The organism is Streptomyces sp. NPDC002868 (assembly GCF_055563295.1).
On record NZ_JBVHDR010000006.1, the window covers coordinates 359,128 to 380,943 of the forward strand.

Below are 21,816 nucleotides of genomic sequence, written 5' to 3' on the forward strand. Positions count from 1 at the left end.
GATTCACCTCTCGTTGACGGAGTCCATGACGGAGTCCATGACGGAGTCCATGACGGAGTCCATTTGGTAATGGAAACCATTTCCATATACTAGCCCCCATGGCCCGCAACGAACTCCGCCCCATCGTCAAGCTCCGCTCCACCGCAGGCACCGGCTACACCTACGTGACCCGCAAGAACCGCCGTAACAACCCCGACCGCATGACGCTGCGCAAGTACGACCCGATGGTCGGCAAGCACGTCGACTTCCGAGAGGAGCGCTGAGCAGCGCGATGAAGCCCGGTATCCACCCCCTGTACGGCCCCGTCGTCTTCCGCGACAAAGTGGCCGATTTCGCCATCCTCACCCGGTCCACCGCCACCAGCGAGAAGACGGTCGAGTGGGAGGACGGCAACACCTACCCCGTCATCGACGTCGAGATCTCCTCCGCGAGCCACCCCTTCTATACGGGGACCGCGCGGGTGCTCGACACGGCCGGGCGAGTGGAGCGCTTCGAGCGGCGGTACGGAGGACGAGCGTGAGGCTCCCCGTCGCGCTCGTCGCCGGGCTGCACTCCGACGCCCGCAAGGCCGCCGTGGACCGGCTGCTGGCCACGGTGCCCGGCAGCGTCGCGCTCCACCACGACCTGTCGACCGCCGCGCAGGGGACGGTCGTACGGAGCGTCCGCGACGCGCACGGGCTGCAGACCACCGGCGAGACGCCCCTGGTCAACGACTGCGCCTGCTGTGCGCTGCGCGAGGACCTGGTGCCCGAGCTGGAACGGCTCGCGGACGGCGGCACGACCCGGCTCGCGATCGTCGAGCTGTGGGACTCGGTCGAACCGAAGGCGATGGCCGAGGTCGTCGCGGCGCACGGCGGCGAACGCCTCGCCGTCACCTCGGTGATGACCGCCGTCGACCCGGCCCTGCTGCTGCCCTACCTCGGCAACGGCGACGACCTGATCGACGTGGGGCTCGCGGCCGCCACCAGCGACCGGCGCACGGTCGCCGACACCTGGGCGCGCCAGTTGGAGTACGCGCCTGTGCTCGCCGTCGTCGACAGCGAGGAGGCCGACGACGAGGACCGCGCGCTGCTCGCCCAGCTGCACCCGACCGCCCGCCAAGTCGAGGTCGGCGGAGCCGAATTGGCCGCCGCCGCGCTGGCCGGCTTCGACGTGGAGGCGGCCGCGGCCGCCCAGCACCCGGCCTGTGCGCTGCTGCCGCAGGAGGCGGACGACTGCGGGGTCGGTACGTACGTCTGGCACCGCAGCCGTCCCTTCCACCCGGAGCGGCTCTACCACGCGCTGGAGGACCTGACCTGCGCGGCCGCTCGCAGTCGCGGCCGCTTCTGGCTCGCGGACCGCCCGGACACCCTGCTGGCCTGGGACGCGGCGGGCGGCGCGCTCTGCGTGGAGAACGCGGGCCCCTGGCTCGCCTCGTTGCCGGACGCCGCCTGGGACCTGGTCCCGCCGGTCCGCCGGGCCGCGGCCGCCCTGGACTGGCACCCCGAGCACGGGGACTGCTGTCAGCATCTGGTCTTCACCTCACCGGGACTGGACCGCCACGGCCTGGAACAGCTCCTCGAATCCTGCCTGTTGACCGATGCCGAGTACGCCGCGGGCCGCGAGGCCTGGAAGCGGCTGCCGCCCGCCTTCGACTCCCTCCTGGAGGTCTGATGTCCCCCCGCCGCACCGACCCGCGCAAGCCCGTCAAGTCCCGCCCCAACCCGCTGGACCAGGCGAAGATCACGTACATCGACTACAAGGACACGGACCTGCTGCGGAAGTTCATTTCCGACCGCGGCAAGATCCGCAGCCGCCGGGTGACCCGGGTGAGCGCCCAGCAGCAGCGTCTGCTGGCCCGTGCGATCAAGAACGCCCGTGAGATGGCGCTGCTGCCGTACTCCTCCGGAAAGTGATGTGCAGGAGATTTCGCCCGGGCCGGCCCCCCGGATCACCTCAGGGTGCTCCGGGGGGCTGGACTTTTACCTGGACCGTGGAGCCAGAACGGCGTGGAACACGTCTCTTCCTTGGGCGCGAGAGATTCGATCACACGCTGGAGAAGCTGTAACCGAGGGAACACCCCACGTGCACGTGCATCTGCCCGTGCAGCCGTTCATGCATTGGCATATGAAACACAGCTATGATCCGGGACAGTTGACACCTGCACCTTGTACCCCGGGAGCGTTTCTCGTGCACCACGCGTACAACGGCATGGCGGCCACGGAGCTTCACGGGGTCGTCTGGCAGAAGAGCAGACACAGCAACTCCCAGGGATCCTGCGTGGAGTTCGCCAAACTGCCGGGCGGAGACGTGGCGATGCGCAATTCACGGCATCCCGACGGCCCCGCCCTGGTCTACACGCCCGCCGAGATAGAAGCGTTGCTGCTGGGCGTCAAGGACGGGGAGTTCGACCACCTGGTCTAGGCGTCCGGGTTCGTGGATGCTGTGGGCCAGGGGGCGTTGGTGGTTGCTGTCCGGTGGGTGGCTTCGCGAGCTGGCCGCCAGGCTGCTCGACCCCGACGGCCTAGCCCAGCCGGAACAGTGCCCAGACGACCTTGCCGTGCAGCGACCCGGCCAGCGGGTGCCAGCCCCAGCTGTCGCTGAAGGAGTCCACCAGAAACAGACCGCGGCCCGACTCGGCACCCCCGCTCGGGTCCGGAAAAGGGGCGTCCTCGCTGTCGCCGGACGCCCCTGGACTGTCGTGGCTGGGATCGCGCACCGCGCATACCAGCCGACTCGTCCAGCGCATCAAATGCAGCCGCACGGGCGGATCCTGGGACTCCCGGATCTCCCGCGGGGTGTCGGCGGGCAGCGCGTGCCGCAGTGCGTTGGTGACAAGTTCGGAAACGACCAGCGCGACATCGTCGAAACGGTCGTTGAGCTCCCACTGCCCGAGCGTCGCCTTGGTGAACTGCCGTGCTCCGCGCACCGCTTCATAGCGGGCGGGCAGGGCGCACGAGGCTGAGCTGGAAACCGCTGCGGGATCGATTGGGGGCAGCCCCTGCCGTAACGGCTCGAGCATGGTCGATCCATTCGGTCCCATGCGAGGCACTCCCAGGAATCGCGGCTGTGACGCTACAACACGAACGAGCGCGCAGGTGCGCGAGGACCATGGTTCCCAATGCGTAGAGCAGATGCAAGGGCAGATGCACGTGCACGTGCCCGACCTGTCCGCCCCGGTGCCGGTTCTTACTCATTTCTTCCGCAGATCTCTTTCACCCCCTTCCCAAGGCCGTCTCATTTCCGTAATCGAATGAGTACGGGCTGAAGCGTTTTGGTGGCAGAATCCCGGTCTCGGGGTTCGGAGGCACTCCGCGAGACAGGCATCGACACACATCGGCACACACATCGACGTAGCGAGACCTAGCGATGGGGAGGGTTGGAGTCGTGACCGCAGGCGAGTCTTCCGGTTCCGTGGTGCGGCGCATCCTGTTGGGCTCCCAACTGAGGCGGCTGCGCGAGTCGCGCGGCATCACCCGCGAGGCGGCTGGTTACTCCATCCGCGCATCCGAATCCAAGATCAGCCGCATGGAGTTGGGACGGGTGAGCTTCAAGGCGAGGGACGTCGAGGATCTGCTGACGCTCTATGGAGTCGCCGACGAATCCGAGCGCGAATCCCTCCTCGGCCTTGCCAAGGAGGCCAATGTCGCCGGGTGGTGGCACAGCTTCGGCGACGTGCTGCCCGGCTGGTTCCAGACATATGTCGGCCTGGAGGGCGCCGCCTCGCTCATCCGAATCTACGAAGTGCAGTTCGTGCACGGCCTGCTGCAGACCGAGTCGTACGCGCACGCGGTCGTCACCCGCGGCATCCCCGATGCCCCGCGCGCCGAGATCGACCGCCGGGTCGCGCTCCGCCTCGAGCGCCAGAAGGTCCTCGTCTCCGAGCGCGCGCCCCGCTTCCACGCCATCCTCGACGAGGCAGCCCTGCGCCGCCCATACGGCGACCGGGCGGTGATGCAGGGCCAGTTGAGGCATCTGATCGAGATCTCCGAGCAGTCGAACATCACCCTGCAGGTGATGCCCTTCAGCTTCGGCGGGCACGCGGGCGAGAGCGGCTCCTTCACCATGCTGCGCTTTCCCGAGTCGGACCTCTCCGACATCGTCTATCTGGAGCAGCTCACCAGCGCCCTCTACCTGGACAAGCGCGAGGAGGTCGCTCAGTACGAACGAGTGATGGAGCGTCTTCAGCAGGACAGCCCGGATCCGGCCGAGAGCCGGGATCTTCTCCGTGGTCTACTCCAACTGATCTGAAACACAAGTACGATGACGTGAAGTCAGGCATCTGCTTCTGCAGTAAGGAATCGGATCACATGTCCTTCTTCACCGAGCTGGCCCACCAGTACATCGATGGCGAGTGGAGGCCGGGAAGCGGCTCCTGGGACATCATCGATTTCAACCCGTACGACGGGGAGAAGCTGGCCTCGATCCCGGTCGCCACCGCCGCGGAGGTGGACCAGGCCTACCGTGCCGCGGAGCGCGCGCAGGAAGCCTGGGCTGCGACCAATCCGTACGCCCGCCGGCTGGTCTTCGAGCGCGCCCTGCGGATCATCGAGGACCGCGAGCAGGAGATCACCGAGACGATCATCGCGGAGCTGGGCGGCACGCATCTCAAGGCGGCCTTCGAACTGCACCTCGCCAAGGAGTTCCTGCGCGAGGCGGTGCAGCTCTCCCTGCGGCCCGAGGGCCGGATCCTCCCCTCGCCGGTCGACGGCAAGGAGAACCGTGTCTACCGCCTGCCGGTCGGCGTCGTGGGCGTCATCAGCCCCTTCAACTTCCCCTTCCTGCTGTCGATCAAGTCGGTGGCCCCGGCGCTGGCGCTGGGCAACGCGGTGGTCCTCAAGCCGCACCAGAACACCCCGATCTGCGGCGGGTCCCTGGTGGCCAAGGTCTTCGAGGACGCGGGCCTGCCCGCCGGACTGCTGAACGTCGTCATCACCGACATAGCCGAGATAGGCGACGCGCTGCTGGAGCACCCGGTGCCGAAGGCCATCTCCTTCACCGGCTCCGACAAGGTGGGCAAGCATGTCGCCACCGTCTGCGCGGCCAACTTCAAGCGCGCCATTCTCGAACTGGGCGGCAACAGCGCGCTGATCGTGCTGGAGGACGCGGACATCGACTACGCGGTGGACGCGGCGGTCTTCAGCCGTTACGTGCACCAGGGCCAGGTCTGCATGGCCGCCAACCGCGTCCTGGTGGACCGGAGCGTGGAGAAGGAGTTCACCGAGAAGTTCGTCGCCAAGGTCAAGACCTTGAAGGTCGGCGACCCGGCGGACCCGCAGACCCACATCGGCCCGCTCATCAACTCCTCGCAGGCCGACGCGGTCACGGCACTGGTCGACCAGACCGTCGAGGCCGGCGCGACCGCGCTGCTGCACGGGACGTCCGAGGGCAATCTCGTGGGCCCGTCGGTGCTGACCGGTCTCGAGGCCGACTCGCCGGTCCTGCAGCAGGAGATCTTTGGCCCGGTGGCGCTGATCGTGCCGTTCGACGGGGAGGACGAGGCGGTCAGGATCGCCAATGACACTCCGTACGGACTGAGCGGCGCGGTGCACACCGGTGACATCGAGCGGGGTGTACGGATCGCCCAGCGGATCAACACCGGAATGATCCACATCAACGACAGCACCGTCCACGACGAGCCGATCGTCCCCTTCGGCGGCGAGAAGCACTCCGGCAGTGGGCGGCTGAACGGCGAGTCGATGATCGAGGCGTTCACCACTCAGAAGTGGATCTCGGTGCAGCACGGTCGCTCGCAGTTCCCCTTCTGAGGCCTTCGCGACGCCGGACCCTTGCGGACAGAAGCTGACCGCAAGGGTCCGTAGCTTGGTTGTTGTCAGGACGGCACAGCCAAGCTCGGAAGGGCGGACATCATGGTCACTCACGTTCCCGCAGAGGCCCACGGAGACGAGCGTGGTGCGCTCCTCTCCTTCGTCGAGGCGCAGCGTGGCGCGATCCGCCGCTCGGTTCTCGGACTGACCGAGGAGCAGGCGGCGAGCCGCCCGAGCGCCAGCGAGCTCTCGCTGTCCGGACTGCTCAAGCATGTCGCGGAGATGGAGCTGAACTGGCTGCGGATGGCGCAGCAGAAGCCGAACGAGAAGGCGCGCAACGAGGAGACCTGGGGCGACAGCTTCCGGCTGGTCGGCGAGGAGACGATCCCGGGGACGCTGGCCTTCTGGGACTCGGTCGCCAAGGAGACCGACGAGTTCATCCACTCCGTGCCCAGCCTGGACGACACCTTCCCGCTGCCCGACGCGCCCTGGTTCCCCAAGGACGGCGCGGTGTCGATGCGTTGGCTGATGCTGCATCTGGTGGAGGAGATCGGCCGGCACGCGGGCCACGCGGACATCATCCGCGAGTCGCTGGACGGCAAGGGTTCGTTCGAGCTGGTGGCGCTGGAGAGTGGTCAGAGCTGGGGCGAGTAGCGGGCCGGGCAGACGGCCTCTCGCCGGGCCGGTCCGTGTACCTCCCTGTCTCTCCGCGTACCCTAGTCAAAGTTGAATAGGAAGGGTACGCGGATGTCAGCGATCCGGCTGCTGGTCCTTGGAGCCGTACGCCAGCACGGGCGGGCGCACGGCTACCAGGTCCGCAACGATCTGGAGTACTGGGGCGCCCACGAGTGGTCCAACGCCAAGCCCGGCTCGATCTACCACGCGCTGAAGCAGATGGCGAAGCAAGGTCTGCTGCACGCCCATGAGATCGCGCCGTCGACGGCCGGCGGTCCGCCGCGCACCGAGTACGAGATCACCGAGAAGGGCACCGAGGAGTTCTTCAGACTGCTCCGGGAGTCCCTGACGGTCTACGACCAGAAGCTGGACGTCCTCTCGGCTGCGATCGGCTTCATCGTCGAACTGAAGCGGGACGAGGCCGTGGCGCTGCTGAAGGAGCGGGTGCGCGGCCTGGAGGAGTGGCGAGCCGCGGTGACGGAGTACTACACCCCCGAGGAAGGTCCCCAGTCGCTCGGGCACATCGGCGAGATCATGAATCTGTGGGTCGGCTCCGCGGACTCCGGAGCCGAGTGGACGCGGGGCCTGATCCGGCGGATCGAGGAGGGTGCGTACACCTTCTCGGGGGAGGGTGATCCCTTTGTGGGGGTGCTCGCCGAGGGCGAGGAGAACCCGTATGCCACGGGTGTGCCGCATGAGGGAGATCAGAGCTAATCAAGTTTGACCAATTGTGGATTGGGGGATACCTTGCGGCGGTAGTCAAGTTTGACTACTAGCTTTGCGGGTGCTTGAGGTGCTGGAGGAGACACATGACGGACGCGATCGTCGTCGAGGGCGCGCGAAAGCGGTACGGGGAGAAACGGGCTCTGGACGGACTGGATCTGGCGGTGGCCCGCGGCACGGTGCACGGGGTGCTCGGGCCCAACGGCGCGGGCAAGACCACCGCCGTACGCATCATGGCGACGCTGCTGCGGCACGACGAGGGCGTGGTGCGGGTGGCAGGCCACGATGTGCGGACCGAGGCGGTCGAAGTGCGGCGGCGCATCGGGCTGCTCGGGCAGCACGCGGCGGTCGACGAGGAGCTCGGCGGCCGGCAGAACCTGGAGATGTTCGGGAGGCTGTATCACCTGGGCGCTCGGCGGGCGGGCACACGGGCGGACGAGCTCCTGGAGCGGTTCGGGCTCGCGGACGTGGGCCGAAAGGCGGTCAAGCAGTACAGCGGCGGGATGCGCAGGCGGCTCGACCTGGCGGCGTCGCTGATCACCGAGCCGGAGGTGCTGTTCCTGGACGAGCCGACGACCGGGCTCGACCCGCGCGGGCGGGCCGAGGTGTGGAGCGCGGTGCGCTCACTGGTCGGCGGGGGCACGACCGTACTGCTGACCACGCAGTATCTGGAGGAGGCTGATCAGCTGGCCGACCGGATCTCGGTGATCGACGCCGGGCGGGTGATCGCGGACGGCACGGCGGACCAGCTGAAGGCGAAGCTCGGCGGCGACCGGATCGACATCGTCCTGCATGACGCGGGACAACTGGCGTGCGCTGCCTCGCTGTTGCCGGGCGAGGCAACCGTGGATGAGGACCGGAGACTGGTCAGCGCGCCGGTGAACGACCGGATGGCGGCCCTGACCGAGGCCGTGCGCGCCCTGGAGGCGGCCGGTATCGAGGCGGAGGACATAGCCGTCCGACGCCCCACGCTCGACGAGGTGTTCCTGCACCTCACTCAGGAGGTGTCCGCATGACCGCATGGGCTCTCACCGACTCCTGGACCATGACCCGGCGCGAACTCGCCCACTGGGCGCGGCAGCCGGTGCAGGTCGTCGTCGGCCTGGTCTTCCCGGTGATGCTGCTGCTGATGTTCGGCTATCTGGTCGGCGGCGGACGGGGCGTCGAAGGGACGTACGTCGGCTTTCTGGTCCCCGGCATGCTCGCGCTGACCATGGCGTTCGGCCTGGATTCGACGATGCTGGCCGTCACCCAGGACCTGGGCAAGGGGGTCATCGACCGGTTCCGCTCCATGCCGATGGCGAGTTCCGCGGTGCTGGTCGGGCGGAGCGTGGCGGACATGCTCCAGTCGGCGCTCAGCCTGCTCGTGATGATCGGCGTGGGGTACGCGATCGGCTGGCGCTGGCACGGCGGGTTCGGGTCGTTCCTGGGGGCGGTGGGGCTGCTGCTTCTGCTGCGGTTCGCGATGCTGTGGATCGGGATCCATCTGGCGATGGTCGCGGGCAAGCCGGAAATGGTGCAGGCCGTGCAGATCCTGGTGTGGCCGATCGGCTTCCTCTCCAACGCCTTCGCGACGCCGGAATCGATGCCGGGCTGGCTGGGCGCGGCCGTCGAGTGGAACCCGATGTCGGCGACGGCCACGGCGGTACGGGACCTGTCCGGCATCCCGGGCGTGGCTGAAGGCTCCTGGGCGGCGGAGCATGCCCAGCTGATGGCGGCGGTGTGGCCGGTGGCGCTGGTGGCGGTGTTCTTCCCGCTGGCGGTGCGGCGGTTCCGGCGGCTCAGCCACTGAGTACGGGGCGGGGCGGCCGTCAGTGGTGGAAGGCGGTCGCCGCCGCCGTGTCCTTGCTCAACGGGTAGGGCTGGCGGCGCAGTTCGGGCAGCAGCCGGTTCAGATCATCCATCAGCAGCTCCGCGAGATCGGAGGAGAAGCCGTTGCGGCAGACCACGCGGAGTACGGAGAGATCCTCGCGGTTGGCCGGGAAGGTGTACGCGGGCACCAGCCAGCCGTGCTCGCGCAGCCGCCGCGAGACGTCGAAGACGTCGAAGTTCTGCACGCCTGGCGCGGTGGTGACGGCGAACACGGGCAACTCGTCGCCGCGGGTGAGGAGTTGGAAGTCGTCCAGGGCCTCGAACCGGCCGGCGAGCCCGCGGGCGACGTCCCGGGCGGTCTGCTGGACGGCCTGGTAGCCCTCCCGGCCCAGCCGCAGAAACGTGTAGTACTGCGCGACGACCTGGGCGCCCGGGCGCGAGAAGTTCAGGGCGAAGGTCGGCATGTCGCCGCCCAGATAGTTGACCCGGAAGACCAGTTCATCGGGCAGTTCGGCGCCCGAGCGCCACAGCGCCCAGCCGACGCCGGGATAGACCAGGCCGTATTTGTGTCCGGAGGTGTTGATCGAGGAGACCCGCGGCAGCCGGAAGTCCCAGACGAGGTCCTCGTCGATGAAGGGCGCGACCATCGCGCCGGACGCCCCGTCGACATGGACGGGGATGTCCAGGCCGGTGCGCTCCTGGAGGGCGTCCAGGGCGGCGCAGACCTCGGCGACGGGTTCGTAGGACCCGTCGAAGGTCGAGCCGAGCACGGCCACTACGCCGATGGTGTTCTCGTCGCAGAGATCGGCCGCCGCCCGCGGATCGAGATGGAAGCGGTCGCCCTCCATGGGCACAAGCCGCGCCTCGACCTCCCAGAACGTACAGAACTTGTCCCAGCAGACCTGGACGTTGACGCCCATCACGATGTTCGGGCGGGCGGTCGCGGGATAGCGGTCGGCGTTGCGCTTCGCCCAGCGGCGCTTGAGTGCCAGGCCGGCGAGCATGCAGGCCTCGCTGGAGCCGGTGGTCGAGCACCCGACCGCAGCGGCCGGGTCCGGGGCGTTCCAGAGGTCGGCGAGCATGGCCACACAGCGCCGCTCCAGCTCGGCGGTGCGCGGGTACTCGTCCTTGTCGATCATGTTCTTGTCCTGGCACTCCGACATCAGCACCCCAGCCTGTGGCTCCATCCAGGTGGTGACGAAGGTGGCGAGGTTGAGCCGGGAGTTGCCGTCGAGCATCAGCTCGTCATGGACCAGGCGGTATGCCGTCGAGGGCGGCAGCGGGCCGTCGGGAAGCCGGTGGGTGGGCGGGGCGGAGGTCATTCCGCTGACCGGGTCGGCCGCGCCGTAGAAAGGGTTGAGGGCGAGCATGCGCGCTTCCTGCTCCTCCTCGGGGGCACCGCTGCCCGAGCCCTGGTGGAGTGGCATCGTCCGCACCGCCTTCCTTGCTCCCGGCTGTAGGCGTTCAGGTCTCAGGCTCATACGGGCTTGCACCTCACGCAACGTGAGGCAGCAGTCTGAGACGCGTACCGAGAAACGAAGGAGCGGAAAGCGATGAGCTACTTGGTGGGACAGGTCGCCTCATTTGCCGGAGTGACGGTGCGCACGCTGCACCACTACGACGAGATCGGACTGCTCTCGCCGAGCGGCCGCAGCCACGCGGGCCACCGGCGTTACGACGACGCCGACCTCGACCGGCTGCAGCAGATCCTGTTCTACCGGGAGCTCGGCTTTCCGCTCGACGAGGTCGCGGCACTTCTCGACGACCCGGACGCGGACCCGCAGGAGCACCTGCGCAGGCAGCACGAGCTGCTGACGGTCCGGATCGAGAAGCTGCAGAAGATGGCCGAGGCCGTCGAACACGCCATGGAGGCACGGAAGATGGGCATCAACCTCACCCCCGAGGAGAAGTTCGAGGTCTTCGGGGAGTACGACCCGGACCGGTTCGACGAGGAGTCGCGCCGGCGCTGGGGCGACACGGAGCCGTACCGGGAGTCACAGCGCCGGGTCGCCACCTACACCAAGGAGGACTGGCTGCGGATCAAGGCCGAGGGCGCCGGGAACACCAACGCCTTCGTCGCCCTCATGGACGCCGGAGTGGCCCCGGACTCGGAGTCGGCGATGGACCTGGCCGAGCAGCACCGGCAGCAGATCAGCCGGAACTTCTACGACTGCACGTACGAGATCCACACCGGGCTCGCCGAGATGTACGTCGCGGACGAGCGCTTCAGCTCCACGTTCGAGCAGATCAAGCCCGGCCTGGCCGGCTATCTGCGCGACGCGATCCTCGCGAACGCGGTGCGGGGCAGCTGATCACGTCCTGGCGCGGGCGCGGGCGCGGGCGTCGGGTCCGGGGTGCGGGCCCTGCGGGCGCCAGGTCCGGTCCGGGCCGGACGTGCGTGGCCCCGGCCCGGACTCGCGTCCGGCTCAGCTCCGGGCCACGACCACCGCCGTGCCGTACGCGCAGACCTCCGTGCCCACGTCCGCCGCCTCCGACACGTCGAAGCGGAACATCAGCACGGCGTTGGCCCCGCGCGAGCGCGCCTGCTCAACCAGGCGCTCCATCGCCTGGTTGCGGGTCTCCACCAGGGTCTTGGTCAGCCCCTTCAGCTCGCCGCCGATCATCGACTTGAGGCCCGCGCCGATCTGGCTGCCCAGATGCCGTGAGCGCACGGTGAGCCCGAAGACCTCTCCGATGACCTCCTGCACCTGAAATCCGGCCACGTCGTTCGTGGTGACGACCAGTACGTCGGGCTGCGGGCCCTGTCCGCCGCCGTAATCCTCGATGCCCATCTGCGTCCACCTTCCGTACGGCTCCCATAAAGCTCTCTGAGGCTTGTGACGCACAGCTTTGTCCCAGTCCGAGCACAGTGCATCCTGGGCGGGCCGATGGAACGTGGAACGGCTGCGATGCGTTGATAGCTTTGGTCTGCCGACCGCGCCGAATGCCGACGGCCGAATCGACGTTCGACCGACTAACGACTCAGGAGCCCGGACCTCGTGACTACCCTTGCGCTCGGACCGAGCTGGCTGGACCCGGACTATCTGATCTCGACCTTCGGTCTGATCGGGGTCCTGGTCATCGTCTTCGCCGAATCCGGCCTGCTCATCGGCTTCTTCCTGCCGGGTGACTCGCTGCTGTTCACCACCGGCCTGCTGGTGACCACCGGAGCGCTGGACGGAGTCCCGCTGTGGGCGGTGTGCGCCCTGATCGTCCTCGCCGCCGTCATCGGCGACCAGGTCGGCTATCTCTTCGGCCGCAAGGTCGGCCCGTCGCTCTTCAAGCGCCCCGACTCCAGGCTCTTCAAGCAGGAGAACGTTGAGAAGGCGCACGAGTTCTTCGAGAAGTACGGCCCCAAGTCGCTGGTGCTCGCCCGCTTTGTCCCCATCGTGCGTACGTTCACGCCGATCATCGCCGGTGTGAGCCGGATGAACTACCGCTCGTTCATCACCTTCAACATCATCGGCGGCACCCTGTGGGGTGCGGGCGTCACCCTGCTCGGCGCCGCGCTCGGCAAGGTCGAGTTCGTCCACAAGAACATCGAAGCGATCCTGATCCTCATCGTGCTGATCTCGGTGGTGCCGATCGCGATCGAGTTCCTGCGGGCCCGTTCCCGGGGCAAGAAGGAAGCCGCCGCGGCAGGACCGGCCGACGAGGTGCCGCCGTCCCAGCGCGGCCGCCACGCCAAGCGCTGAATCTGCACGTCTGTACCCGCGAGAACTAGAAGCCGCGCGTCCGCTTGGCCGCGCGGCGTTCGGCCCGCCCCTCGGCCGGCACCTGCAGGAACAGCCGGGAGATTTCGCCTCCCAGGTTCACCCCGATCGCGATGGCCAGCGCCAGGGCGGCGGCCTTGGACAGTGAGGCGAGGCCTGCGTTCAGGTCGTTCCTGGCGATCTCCAGCAGTCCGAAGTACGTCGCGCTACCGGGCAGCAGTGGCCCGATGGCAGCGGTGACGTATGGCAGCGCGGAGGCGAACCGATACCGCGAGAGCAGCTGCCCGAACAGGCCCACCAGACCGGCCGCCGCAGCCGTGGCCGCGACCGGCGGAATGCCGGCGGTGTCCGCGAGCGCGCCGTACACCACCCAGGCCACCCCGCCGTTGAGCGTCACCAGCAGCACGGTGTTGCGCTCCTGCTGCAGCAGTACGGCGAAGCACAGTGACAGCGCCATCGCCGCCAGCGTCTGGACGACCGGCCGCTCGACGCTGTGGATGGCCGTCTCCGGGTTGAGGCTGGCGCCCAGCGCGATGCCCAGATAGAGCACGCTCAGTACGCCGATGACGATGCCGACGACGAGATAGCCGACTTCGAGCAGCCGGGCGGCAGCGGTGATGTAGAAGCCGGTCAGACCGTCCTGTACGCCGGCGACCAGGGCCCGCCCCGGGATCAGCGCGAACAGCCCACCGGTGATCACCGCGGAGGCGCGTACATCCAGCGGCGACAGCGTCAGCGCGACGCCCATCGCCGCCGATGGCATGGCCGCCGCGACGAACTGGTAGAACTCCGGCAGCCCGCGGCCCGCGCACAGCCAGGCCAGCCGGTCGCCGAGCATCGCGCTGATCGCCGCCGCCACGAACACCAGCACCCCGCCGCCGACCAGCACGGACGCCGCACCCGCAAGCAGGCCGCCGGCCGCGGTGAGCGCCCAGCCGGGGTAGGGGTGGCGGTTGCGGCGAATCTCGGCGAGACGCCGGTAGGCCTCCTCCAGCGAGACGTCGACGTCCTCGGAGCTGATGTCGTGGACGAGGCGGTAGACGGCGGCCAGCCGGGTGTAGTCGGTACCTCGGCGCCGTACGGTCCGGTTCGCCGTCACCGGGTCGTCGACCAGCGACGGCTGGTAGGTGATCGACAGCAGGGTGAAGGTGACGGTCGGCTCGCAGCGATCGAGGCCGTACGAAACCGTGATGGCGAACATGGCCGCCTCGACGTCCTCCGCGCCCTCGCCGCCCGCGAGCAGCAGCTCGCCGATACGCAGCGTCAGGTCCAGCACACGCGGCACGGCGGGACCGGCCTCGTCCTGCCGCTGCGCGTGCTCCGGCACCGGCCGCTCGCCGACCGGGATGCGCAGCATCGCCCGCATCCGGTCCTGCCAGGGGGCGTGCTTGGTCAGCCGGATCACCGGCATGCCGTGCGCGGGGGTGAAGGCGGGCGGCGACTTCTTGGCGCTGTAGGTGCTGGGCGGTGCGAACGCGGAACCCTCCTGCTCGGGGGGCACTTCGGGGGCGAGCCCGGCCGGAACCGCGAACTCCGAGGACGGATGGTCCTCCTCGGGTGCCTCCGGTTGTCCCACCCCAGCCGGTGGGGTGAAGGCGCTGTGCGCCTCGTCGGACTGAGGCTTCCGGTCTTCCGGACCCTCCGGCTCCGCCACCACGTGCTGCCCTCGCTCCCGATCGTGTCGCCGTGTCAGCCCAGTATGGGCACGCCCACGCGATCACACACACCCCGCCCGTCGGCCACCGGTCCAGGACGCACGACGGGCGGCGCACCCCGTGGGGTGCGCCGCCCGTACGAGAAGCTCAGCGCGAGGTCAGTGCGCGCCGCCCTGCGCCTCCAGGCGCTTGTAGGACGCCTCGATCTCCGCCTCCGCCTCGGTGCGGCCGACCCAGTTCGCGCCCTCGACCGACTTGCCGGGCTCCAGGTCCTTGTAGACCTCGAAGAAGTGCTGGATCTCCAGGCGGTCGAACTCCGACACATGGTGGATGTCCCGCAGGTGCTCCACACGCGGGTCGGAGGCAGGCACGCAGAGCAGCTTGTCGTCGCCGCCCGCCTCGTCCGTCATCCGGAACATGCCGATCGCGCGGCACTTGATGAGGCAGCCGGGGAACGTCGGCTCGTCAAGGATGACCAGGGCGTCCAGCGGGTCGCCGTCCTCGCCGAGGGTGTTCTCGACGAAGCCGTAGTCGGCCGGGTAGCTGGTCGAGGTGAAGAGTCGACGGTCCAGGCGGATCCGACCGGTCTCGTGGTCCACCTCGTACTTGTTCCGCGAACCCTTCGGGATCTCGATGGTGACGTCGAACTCCACGGGTGGCTCCTCCATGATCAACACATACGTCTGGTGATTAAGTGTCCCTCACGCAGATGTGTGATCGCGAAAGGGGGCTGGTGCGAGGTGCCAGAGGTCAGGACGTGGCAGCTCGCCGCGGGCGCCGCCGTGGTCGGCCTCGCCCTCGCCGCCGGGGCTGTGGCCGCGGCCGGTCCATGGGACTCGGGCCAGCGTAAGGCCGAGAGGGACTGGGCCGCTGCCCGGAGCATCCCAGGTGGCACACATCACCAGACGCCCAGGCCGAAGCGCCCGGCGCCCGCGCCCAGTGCGCCCGGCGTGCTCGCTGCCCTGGGCGCCCCCACGACCGCGGCGCAGGCCCCGCGGACCACCCCCGCCGACCTCGCCAGGGTGCTCGCCCCGCTGCTCGGCGACCCCGGCCTCGGCACGGTCCGCACGGCCTCTGTCATCGATGTCGCGACGGGCAGGCAGCTGTACGGAAAGGGGGCCGCGGACCCCATGACCCCGGCCTCCACCATCAAGATCGCCACGTCGGCTGCGGCCCTGTCGGCGCTCGGTCCGGACCACCGCATCCCCACCACGGTCGTCGCGTCCGAGGACGCGAAGGAGCTCACGCTGGTCGGCGGCGGCGACGCGACCCTCGACACCGCCGGCCTGCGCACCCTCGCCGACCGCACGGCGCGTGCCCTGCGCGAGCGCGGGGTGAGAACGGTCCGCCTGGCGTACGACACCTCGCTCTACAAGGGCCCCGGGCTGCACCCCATCGGTCCCAACATGAACATCGCCCCGGTCAGCGCGCTGATGGTCGGCGAAGGGCGGCTCGGGGAGACCTCCCAGGCCGCGGGCTCTGGGGGAGAGGGGCCCACCGGCGCCGCGCACCGCAGCGGCGACCCGGCGGGCGACGCCGCCCGCGCCTTCGGGCGGCTGCTGGCAGAGCGGGGCGTCGACAGCTCGGCGACGCCCGCCCCCGGCCGGCCCGCCGCCGGAGCCAAGCCCGTCGCCAAGGTGCTCTCCGCCCCCCTCTCGGCCCTGGTCGAGCGGACCCTGACGCACAGTGACAACGACATCGCAGAGGCCCTCGCCCGCCAGACCGCCCTGGCGACCGGCGAGGAGGCGAGTTTCGCGGGCGCAGAGCGCGCCGTCACCAAGCAACTGACCCGGCTGGAGCTCCCGTTGACCGGCGCCCGCTTCGCCGACGGCAGCGGACTCAGCCGCCAGGACAAACTCTCCGCCGGCCTGCTGACCGCGCTGCTGGCCCGCGCCGCCGACCCGGCCCACCCCGAGCTGCGCCCGGTCCTCACCGGCCTGCCGGTCGCGGGCTTCAGCGGGACCCTTCAGACCCGGTACAACGAGACCTCACCGGGCACCGGACTGGTGCGCGCCAAGACCGGCACGCTGACAGGTGTGAACACCCTGGCCGGCACGGTCGTCGCCCCGGACGGCCGTCTCCTCGCCTTCGCTTTCCTGGCCGGGAACACCCCGTCCAGAGACGACGCACAGCCCGCCCTGGACCGGCTGGCCGCCGCGCTGGCATCGTGACGTTCCCGGCGAACCGGCCGGTACCAACGACTCACCGACGGACGAGCCGACAACGTACGGTTGACGCATGACGAGCATCGGTGGTGCCGAGATGGTCGACTGGAACCTCGCTGTGGCGACCGCGACCCGCTTCGTGCGGCCCGGGCCCGACGTGAGCAGGGACGAGGCGCGCGCCGTCGTCGCCGAGCTGCGACGGCATGCCAGGGCGTCCGAGGAACATGTGCGGGGCTTCACCCGGATGATCCCGGAAGGCCATGAACCACTGGACACCCCAGTCTTGGTAGTGGACCGGGCCGGGTGGGTCAGGGCGAACGTCGCGGGCTTTCGCGAGCTGCTCAAGCCGCTGCTGGACAAGATGCAGGAGCGCCGCCCCGGCGGCCCCGGCGGCGCGGTGCTCGGCGCGGTCGGCGGCAAGGTCACCGGCGTGGAGCTGGGGATGCTGCTGTCGTTCCTGGCTTCGCGGGTCCTCGGGCAGTACGAGACCTTCGCCCCGCCCACCCGTGAGCTGCCCGCAGGAGAGAAGGGCGGCGGACGGCTGCTGCTCGTCGCCCCGAACATTGTGCACGTGGAGCGCGAACTCGAAGTCGACCCGCACGACTTCAGGCTCTGGGTCTGCCTCCACGAGGAGACACACCGCACCCAGTTCACCGGCGTGCCGTGGCTGCGCGACCACCTCGAGGGCGAGATCCAGTCATTTCTCGGCGAGACCGACGTCGATCCGATGACAGTCCTGGAGCGCTTCAGGGAGGCCGCCCAGTCGCTGTCCGGCGCGCGCCCCGAGGGCGAGGAGGACGAGAGCGGCCGCTCCATCGTCGAATTGGTGCAGACTCCCGTCCAGCGCGAGATCCTCAGTCGGCTGACGGCCGTCATGTCGTTGCTCGAGGGCCACGCGGACTATGTGATGGACGGTGTCGGGCCCGATGTCGTGCCCTCCGTCGCCGAGATCCGGGAGAAGTTCCAGCAGCGCAGGGCGCGTGGCGCCAGCCGTCTCGACCAGGCGCTGCGCAAGCTGCTCGGACTCGACGCCAAGCTGCGTCAGTACCGCGACGGCGAGCGTTTCGTGCGCTCCGTCGTGGAGGAGGTCGGTATGGATGGATTCAACCGGGTCTGGACGTCCCCGAACACCCTCCCCACCAAGGCGGAGATCGCCAAACCGGCGGACTGGGTCGCGAGGGTGCACCGTAAAGCAGAGTCGTGAGCGGGCGGCGGTCGACGGCAGAAGAACGCCCCCGTAATCACCCATCCGAGGGACCGTAGGCAATGGGTAGGCGTGCAATGCTCGGGTATCGGCTCGGTTCTGTCACCATCGACGCACTCTGAGTGACTGATCCTCCCGTCCCCACTCCGACCGAGGCACCCCCCAACTTTCACGAAGGGCACCGGACATGGGTCCCCATCCTGCGGTCGCGGCGATACGCCTGGCGGTCCGCCGCGTACTCCACGACGTACTCACCGAACACTCCCAGCGCGTCGCGCGCTCGGTCAGCCACGCGACCTCTGCGTACCCCGCCTACTCCGCGTCCCCCTCGTGCTCCGCGTCCTCAGCGACGAAAACCGCGAGCCACACCTCCGCAGGCGAGCAGCCGCTCGTCCTCGTGGCGTGCTCCGGCGGCGCCGACTCCATGGCACTCGCCTCCGCCCTCGCCTTCGAAGCCCGCAAACTCTCCGTCCGGGCCGGCGGCATCACCGTCGACCACGGCCTCCAGGACGGCTCCGACCTCCGCGCCGCCGAGGTCGCCGCCCGGCTCACCGCGATGCAGCTCGACCCCGTCGAAGCCATCTCGGTACGGGTCGGCCGCGACGGCGGACCGGAGGCCGCGGCCCGTGATGCCCGCTACGCCGCCCTCGACGATGCCGCGGAGCGCTACGGCGCCGCCGCCGTGCTGCTCGGCCACACCCGCGACGACCAAGCCGAAACCGTCCTGCTGGGCCTCGCCCGCGGCTCCGGCATCCGCTCGCTGTCCGGAATGGCGGCCATCTCGGGGGCCGCCGGCCGATACCGCCGCCCCTTCCTCCAGCTCGACCGGCAGACCGCCCGCAAGGCCTGCATGGTCCAGTCGCTGCCCGTCTGGGACGACCCGCACAACGCCGACCCGGCCTACACCCGCTCACGGTTGCGTCACGAAGGCCTGCCCGCCCTGGAGAAGGCGCTCGGCAAAGGCGTCGTCGAGGCCCTGGCCCGTACCGCCCAACTCTCCCGCGACGATGCCGACGCCCTGGACACCTGGGCCGCCGACGCGGACGCCGCCGTACGGGACGACGCAGGTCAGCTCCAGTGCGCGAAGCTGTACGCGCTGCCCCCCGCCGTGCGCCGCCGGGTGCTGCGCCGGGCCGTCATCGAGGCCGGTGCGCCCGCCGGTTCACTCTTCGCCCGGCACGTCGAGGAAGTCGACCGCCTGATCACGAGCTGGCGCGGCCAGGGAGCCATCAATCTGCCCGGCCGCGTCGAGGTGCGACGGCAGGGTGGCAGACTGGTCATTCGGCAAGGCTGACGCAGCACGACGAAAGTGGCCCGGGTGAACGAGAAGGACATGGGCACCGACCTCCAGTCGGTGCTCATCACCAAGGAAGAGATCGACGCGAAGCTGGGCGAGCTGGCCGCGAAGATCGACGCAGAGTACGCGGGTAAGGACCTGCTCATCGTCGGTGTCCTCAAGGGCGCCGTGATGGTGATGGCGGATCTGGCGCGTGCGCTGTCCACACCCGTCACCATGGACTGGATGGCGGTGTCGTCCTACGGCGCGGGCACCCAGTCGTCTGGCGTGGTCCGGATCCTCAAGGACCTGGACACCGACATCAAGGGCAAGCACGTCCTGATCGTCGAGGACATCATCGACTCCGGCCTCACGCTCTCGTGGCTGCTGTCGAACCTCGGCTCGCGCGAGCCGGCCTCCCTCGAGGTCTGCACCCTGCTGCGTAAGCCGGATGCCGCGAAGGTCGCGATCGATGTGAAGTGGATCGGCTTCGACATTCCCAATGAGTTCGTCATCGGGTATGGCCTGGATTACGCCGAGAAGTACCGCAATCTGCCGTTCGTCGGCACGCTCGCACCGCACGTATACGGCGGCTGAAGCCCCCGCAGAGGCACGGGAACCCTGGCCTCCTTCCCGCCGTTGGAGCAAGGGAAGGCGGTCGCGGGTGACAATGCTGGGGTACCGTCCGAAGAACAGTCTTTTCTCACAGCAGCATTTACCTACGGGCAGGAGGGACGGGGCGAATTCGCTCCGTATGGATGGACGTGAAGCGATACTTCCGTGGGCCGGTCATGTGGATCGTGCTGGCCGTCCTCGCCGTGGTCGTGTTGATGCAGGTCGTCGGCTCGTCCGGCGGCTACAAGACGGTGGACACCGGCGAGGTCGTCCAGGCGATCGACAAGAACCAGGTCGATCAGGTCAAGCTGACCACAGGCGACGAACAGATCATCAAGGTTGATCTGAAGGGCGACCAGAAGGTCAAGGGCAGCGACAAGATCCAGGCAAGCTACATCGGCACCCAGGGTGCCGATCTGGCCGAGAAGCTGCAGACGAAGTTCGAGGCCGGCGACATCGAGAAGGGTTACACCGTCTCGCCGTCGAAGCAGAGCCCGTTCGTTTCGGTGCTGCTCTCGCTGCTGCCCTTCGTTCTGATCGTCGTGGTCTTCCTCTTCCTCATGAATCAGATGCAGGGCGGCGGCTCCCGAGTCATGAACTTCGGGAAATCCAAGGCCAAGCTGATCACCAAGGACACCCCGAAGACGACCTTCTCCGATGTGGCGGGGGCCGACGAGGCGGTCGAGGAGCTCCACGAGATCAAGGAGTTCCTGCAGGAGCCGGCCAAGTTCCAGGCGGTCGGCGCCAAGATCCCGAAGGGTGTGCTGCTGTACGGCCCGCCCGGCACGGGCAAGACGCTGCTCGCTCGCGCTGTCGCGGGCGAGGCGGGCGTCCCGTTCTACTCGATCTCCGGCTCCGACTTCGTCGAGATGTTCGTCGGCGTCGGCGCCTCCCGAGTGCGCGACCTCTTCGAGCAGGCCAAGGCGAACGCCCCGGCGATCGTCTTCGTCGACGAGATCGACGCCGTCGGCCGGCACCGCGGTGCGGGTCTCGGCGGCGGCCACGACGAGCGTGAGCAGACGCTGAACCAGCTGCTCGTCGAGATGGACGGCTTCGACGTGAAGGGCGGCGTCATCCTGATCGCCGCCACCAACCGGCCGGACATCCTCGACCCGGCGCTGCTGCGCCCGGGCCGGTTCGACCGGCAGATCGCCGTCGATCGTCCGGACATGATGGGCCGTCTCGAGATCCTCAAGGTCCACCAGAAGGGCAAGCCGGTCGCCCCGGACGTCGACCTGGGCGCTGTCGCCCGGCGTACGCCCGGCTTCACCGGCGCGGACCTGTCGAACGTGCTGAACGAAGCGGCGCTCCTGACGGCGCGCAGCGACAAGAAGCTGATCGACAACCACTCCCTGGACGAGGCGATCGACCGCGTCGTGGCCGGCCCGCAGAAGCGGACCCGGATCATGTCGGACAAGGAAAAGAAGATCACCGCGTACCACGAGGGCGGTCACGCCCTGGTCGCGGCGGCCTCGCCGAACTCCGACCCGGTCCACAAGATCACGATCCTGTCCCGTGGGCGGGCGCTCGGTTACACCATGGTCCTGCCGGACGAGGACAGATACTCCACCACGCGTAATGAGATGCTCGACCAGCTGGCGTACATGCTGGGCGGCCGCGCGGCGGAGGAGCTCGTCTTCCACGACCCGACCACCGGTGCGGCCAACGACATCGAGAAGGCCACGGCCACGGCCCGCTCGATGGTCACGCAGTACGGCATGACCGAGCGGCTCGGCGCGATCAAGTTCGGTGGCGACAACTCGGAGCCGTTCCTGGGCCGTGAGATGGCTCACCAGCGGGACTACTCCGAAGAGGTCGCGGCGCTGGTCGACGAAGAGGTCAAGAAGCTCATCGAGACCGCGCACAACGAGGCCTGGGAGATCCTCGTCGAGAACCGCGACGTTCTCGACAACCTGGTCCTCCAGCTGCTGGAGAAGGAGACCCTCGGCAAGGAGCAGATCGCCGAGATCTTCGCGCCCATCGTGAAGCGCCCGGCTCGCCCGGCGTGGACCGGCTCCTCGCGGCGTACGCCGTCGACGCGGCCGCCGGTGCTCTCGCCGAAGGAGCTGGCGCTGACCAATGGCGCCGTCGGGTCCAACGGCGCGGTGCCTACGGACGCCGCCCCGGCGATCGAGGCGGTCCCGGAGGAGCGTCCGGAGAGCTGACCCGTCCGGCGCTGTGGCCACACAGGGCCCGGAATGGATGCCGCGTCCCCCAGGTGTTTTAGCCTG

Annotated in this window: 23 protein-coding genes; 18 read left to right on the forward strand and 5 right to left on the reverse strand. The window is 68.9% G+C overall.

From position 1 onward, the window contains the following. Positions 1-98 precede the first annotated feature (98 nt). The 5 genes from rpmG to ACZ3H8_RS20940 all read left to right on the forward strand — a co-directional run bounded on the left by rpmG (position 99) and on the right by ACZ3H8_RS20940 (position 2,403). Positions 99-263 (forward strand): 50S ribosomal protein L33, encoded by a 165-nt coding sequence (gene rpmG / locus ACZ3H8_RS20920; RefSeq protein ID WP_467403916.1) that lies wholly within the window; start codon positions 99-101, stop codon positions 261-263. 8 nt (positions 264-271) lie between these two features. After that, entirely contained in the window at positions 272-520 is a 249-nt protein-coding gene (locus ACZ3H8_RS20925) for a type B 50S ribosomal protein L31 (protein WP_467403919.1), read from the forward strand. Continuing rightward, positions 517-1,653, forward strand: coding sequence for a CobW family GTP-binding protein (locus ACZ3H8_RS20930; protein ID WP_467403920.1), 1,137 nt, complete (start codon positions 517-519; stop codon positions 1,651-1,653). The genes ACZ3H8_RS20925 and ACZ3H8_RS20930 overlap by 4 nt, the downstream gene beginning before the upstream one ends. Further along, the gene (rpsR, locus tag ACZ3H8_RS20935) at positions 1,653-1,895 is read left to right on the forward strand and encodes a 30S ribosomal protein S18 (RefSeq protein ID WP_398992923.1); all 243 of its coding nucleotides are present in this window, start codon (positions 1,653-1,655) and stop codon (positions 1,893-1,895) included. The genes ACZ3H8_RS20930 and rpsR overlap by 1 nt, the downstream gene beginning before the upstream one ends. A 274-nt stretch (positions 1,896-2,169) precedes the next feature. Further along, complete coding sequence (locus ACZ3H8_RS20940; RefSeq protein WP_307661922.1) at positions 2,170-2,403, forward strand: DUF397 domain-containing protein; 234 nt, start codon at positions 2,170-2,172, stop codon at positions 2,401-2,403. Between the two features lie 100 nt (positions 2,404-2,503). Here the strand turns inward: ACZ3H8_RS20940 and ACZ3H8_RS20945 are convergent, their stop codons facing one another. Then, positions 2,504-3,022: an ATP-binding protein gene (locus ACZ3H8_RS20945; RefSeq protein WP_307661921.1), complete on the reverse strand. Its 519-nt coding sequence runs from the start codon at positions 3,020-3,022 to the stop codon at positions 2,504-2,506. A 344-nt stretch (positions 3,023-3,366) separates the two neighbouring features. Between ACZ3H8_RS20945 and ACZ3H8_RS20950 the strand changes: the two genes are divergently transcribed. From ACZ3H8_RS20950 to ACZ3H8_RS20975, 6 genes are all read left to right on the forward strand, one after another. After that, positions 3,367-4,230, forward strand: a complete 864-nt coding sequence (locus ACZ3H8_RS20950) for a helix-turn-helix domain-containing protein (protein ID WP_467403923.1) — start codon at positions 3,367-3,369, stop codon at positions 4,228-4,230. A gap of 59 nt (positions 4,231-4,289) precedes the next feature. Continuing rightward, positions 4,290-5,747, forward strand: coding sequence for an aldehyde dehydrogenase family protein (locus ACZ3H8_RS20955; RefSeq protein WP_307661919.1), 1,458 nt, complete (start codon positions 4,290-4,292; stop codon positions 5,745-5,747). A gap of 102 nt (positions 5,748-5,849) precedes the next feature. Beyond that, positions 5,850-6,401: a DinB family protein gene (locus ACZ3H8_RS20960; protein WP_467403925.1), complete on the forward strand. Its 552-nt coding sequence runs from the start codon at positions 5,850-5,852 to the stop codon at positions 6,399-6,401. Between the two features lie 93 nt (positions 6,402-6,494). Continuing rightward, positions 6,495-7,136, forward strand: coding sequence for a PadR family transcriptional regulator (locus ACZ3H8_RS20965; protein ID WP_356228404.1), 642 nt, complete (start codon positions 6,495-6,497; stop codon positions 7,134-7,136). Positions 7,137-7,231: 95 nt separating this feature from the next. Then, positions 7,232-8,161, forward strand: a complete 930-nt coding sequence (locus ACZ3H8_RS20970) for an ATP-binding cassette domain-containing protein (RefSeq protein ID WP_467403928.1) — start codon at positions 7,232-7,234, stop codon at positions 8,159-8,161. Beyond that, positions 8,158-8,937: an ABC transporter permease gene (locus ACZ3H8_RS20975; RefSeq protein ID WP_467403930.1), complete on the forward strand. Its 780-nt coding sequence runs from the start codon at positions 8,158-8,160 to the stop codon at positions 8,935-8,937. The genes ACZ3H8_RS20970 and ACZ3H8_RS20975 overlap by 4 nt, the downstream gene beginning before the upstream one ends. Before the next feature lie 19 nt (positions 8,938-8,956). Here ACZ3H8_RS20975 and ACZ3H8_RS20980 read toward each other — a convergent pair whose 3' ends face one another. Further along, a complete protein-coding gene (locus ACZ3H8_RS20980; RefSeq protein WP_467403933.1) occupies positions 8,957-10,384 on the reverse strand; it encodes a glutamate decarboxylase in 1,428 nt (475 codons plus the stop codon). Positions 10,385-10,510: 126 nt separating this feature from the next. On the opposite strand from ACZ3H8_RS20980, the gene ACZ3H8_RS20985 reads away from it, so the two are divergent. Further along, positions 10,511-11,269, forward strand: a complete 759-nt coding sequence (locus ACZ3H8_RS20985; protein ID WP_467403935.1) for a MerR family transcriptional regulator — start codon at positions 10,511-10,513, stop codon at positions 11,267-11,269. Between the two features lie 114 nt (positions 11,270-11,383). Here the strand turns inward: ACZ3H8_RS20985 and ACZ3H8_RS20990 are convergent, their stop codons facing one another. Further along, entirely contained in the window at positions 11,384-11,749 is a 366-nt protein-coding gene (locus ACZ3H8_RS20990) for a YbjQ family protein (protein ID WP_356228411.1), read from the reverse strand. Positions 11,750-11,956: 207 nt separating this feature from the next. On the opposite strand from ACZ3H8_RS20990, the gene ACZ3H8_RS20995 reads away from it, so the two are divergent. After that, the gene (locus ACZ3H8_RS20995) at positions 11,957-12,652 is read left to right on the forward strand and encodes a DedA family protein (protein WP_467403938.1); all 696 of its coding nucleotides are present in this window, start codon (positions 11,957-11,959) and stop codon (positions 12,650-12,652) included. A gap of 25 nt (positions 12,653-12,677) precedes the next feature. On the opposite strand, the gene ACZ3H8_RS21000 is transcribed toward ACZ3H8_RS20995, so the two are convergent. Together ACZ3H8_RS21000 and ACZ3H8_RS21005 are read right to left on the reverse strand one after the other, a co-directional pair. Further along, positions 12,678-14,327, reverse strand: a complete 1,650-nt coding sequence (locus ACZ3H8_RS21000) for a threonine/serine exporter family protein (protein ID WP_467403940.1) — start codon at positions 14,325-14,327, stop codon at positions 12,678-12,680. Between the two features lie 156 nt (positions 14,328-14,483). Beyond that, positions 14,484-14,978, reverse strand: a complete 495-nt coding sequence (locus tag ACZ3H8_RS21005; RefSeq protein WP_108151010.1) for an inorganic diphosphatase — start codon at positions 14,976-14,978, stop codon at positions 14,484-14,486. 87 nt (positions 14,979-15,065) lie between these two features. Here ACZ3H8_RS21005 and dacB point away from each other — a divergent pair, with 87 nt between their 5' ends. The 5 genes from dacB to ftsH all read left to right on the forward strand — a co-directional run bounded on the left by dacB (position 15,066) and on the right by ftsH (position 21,750). Beyond that, complete coding sequence (gene dacB / locus ACZ3H8_RS21010; RefSeq protein WP_467403943.1) at positions 15,066-16,496, forward strand: D-alanyl-D-alanine carboxypeptidase/D-alanyl-D-alanine endopeptidase; 1,431 nt, start codon at positions 15,066-15,068, stop codon at positions 16,494-16,496. A 67-nt stretch (positions 16,497-16,563) separates the two neighbouring features. Then, positions 16,564-17,694, forward strand: coding sequence for a zinc-dependent metalloprotease (locus tag ACZ3H8_RS21015; protein WP_467403945.1), 1,131 nt, complete (start codon positions 16,564-16,566; stop codon positions 17,692-17,694). A gap of 187 nt (positions 17,695-17,881) precedes the next feature. Beyond that, positions 17,882-18,988: a tRNA lysidine(34) synthetase TilS gene (gene tilS / locus ACZ3H8_RS21020; protein ID WP_467403947.1), complete on the forward strand. Its 1,107-nt coding sequence runs from the start codon at positions 17,882-17,884 to the stop codon at positions 18,986-18,988. Between the two features lie 39 nt (positions 18,989-19,027). Further along, positions 19,028-19,567 carry a hypoxanthine phosphoribosyltransferase gene (hpt, locus tag ACZ3H8_RS21025; protein ID WP_307665870.1) on the forward strand — a complete coding sequence of 180 codons (540 nt, stop codon included), beginning with the start codon at positions 19,028-19,030 and terminating at the stop codon, positions 19,565-19,567. A 161-nt stretch (positions 19,568-19,728) separates the two neighbouring features. Further along, positions 19,729-21,750, forward strand: coding sequence for an ATP-dependent zinc metalloprotease FtsH (gene ftsH, locus ACZ3H8_RS21030; protein WP_467403949.1), 2,022 nt, complete (start codon positions 19,729-19,731; stop codon positions 21,748-21,750). Positions 21,751-21,816: the final 66 nt, after the last annotated feature.

Excerpts from the sequence above, each read along its gene's own strand:
- ACZ3H8_RS20975 (WP_467403930.1), top strand. The coding sequence starts at position 8,158 with ATGACCGCATGGGCTCTCACCGACTCCTGGACCATGACCCGGCGCGAA.
- rpsR (WP_398992923.1), top strand. The coding sequence starts at position 1,653 with ATGTCCCCCCGCCGCACCGACCCGCGCAAGCCCGTCAAGTCCCGCCCC.
- ACZ3H8_RS20990 (WP_356228411.1), bottom strand. The coding sequence starts at position 11,749 with ATGGGCATCGAGGATTACGGCGGCGGACAGGGCCCGCAGCCCGACGTA.
- ACZ3H8_RS20960 (WP_467403925.1), top strand. The coding sequence starts at position 5,850 with ATGGTCACTCACGTTCCCGCAGAGGCCCACGGAGACGAGCGTGGTGCG.
- ACZ3H8_RS20955 (WP_307661919.1), top strand. The coding sequence starts at position 4,290 with ATGTCCTTCTTCACCGAGCTGGCCCACCAGTACATCGATGGCGAGTGG.
- tilS (WP_467403947.1), top strand. The coding sequence starts at position 17,882 with ATGGGTCCCCATCCTGCGGTCGCGGCGATACGCCTGGCGGTCCGCCGC.
- ACZ3H8_RS20925 (WP_467403919.1), top strand. The coding sequence starts at position 272 with ATGAAGCCCGGTATCCACCCCCTGTACGGCCCCGTCGTCTTCCGCGAC.
- ACZ3H8_RS20945 (WP_307661921.1), bottom strand. The coding sequence starts at position 3,022 with ATGGGACCGAATGGATCGACCATGCTCGAGCCGTTACGGCAGGGGCTG.
- rpmG (WP_467403916.1), top strand. The coding sequence starts at position 99 with ATGGCCCGCAACGAACTCCGCCCCATCGTCAAGCTCCGCTCCACCGCA.
- ACZ3H8_RS20985 (WP_467403935.1), top strand. The coding sequence starts at position 10,511 with ATGAGCTACTTGGTGGGACAGGTCGCCTCATTTGCCGGAGTGACGGTG.
- ACZ3H8_RS20970 (WP_467403928.1), top strand. The coding sequence starts at position 7,232 with ATGACGGACGCGATCGTCGTCGAGGGCGCGCGAAAGCGGTACGGGGAG.
- ftsH (WP_467403949.1), top strand. The coding sequence starts at position 19,729 with ATGGACGTGAAGCGATACTTCCGTGGGCCGGTCATGTGGATCGTGCTG.
- ACZ3H8_RS21015 (WP_467403945.1), top strand. The coding sequence starts at position 16,564 with ATGACGAGCATCGGTGGTGCCGAGATGGTCGACTGGAACCTCGCTGTG.
- ACZ3H8_RS20980 (WP_467403933.1), bottom strand. The coding sequence starts at position 10,384 with ATGCCACTCCACCAGGGCTCGGGCAGCGGTGCCCCCGAGGAGGAGCAG.
- hpt (WP_307665870.1), top strand. The coding sequence starts at position 19,028 with ATGGGCACCGACCTCCAGTCGGTGCTCATCACCAAGGAAGAGATCGAC.
- ACZ3H8_RS20965 (WP_356228404.1), top strand. The coding sequence starts at position 6,495 with ATGTCAGCGATCCGGCTGCTGGTCCTTGGAGCCGTACGCCAGCACGGG.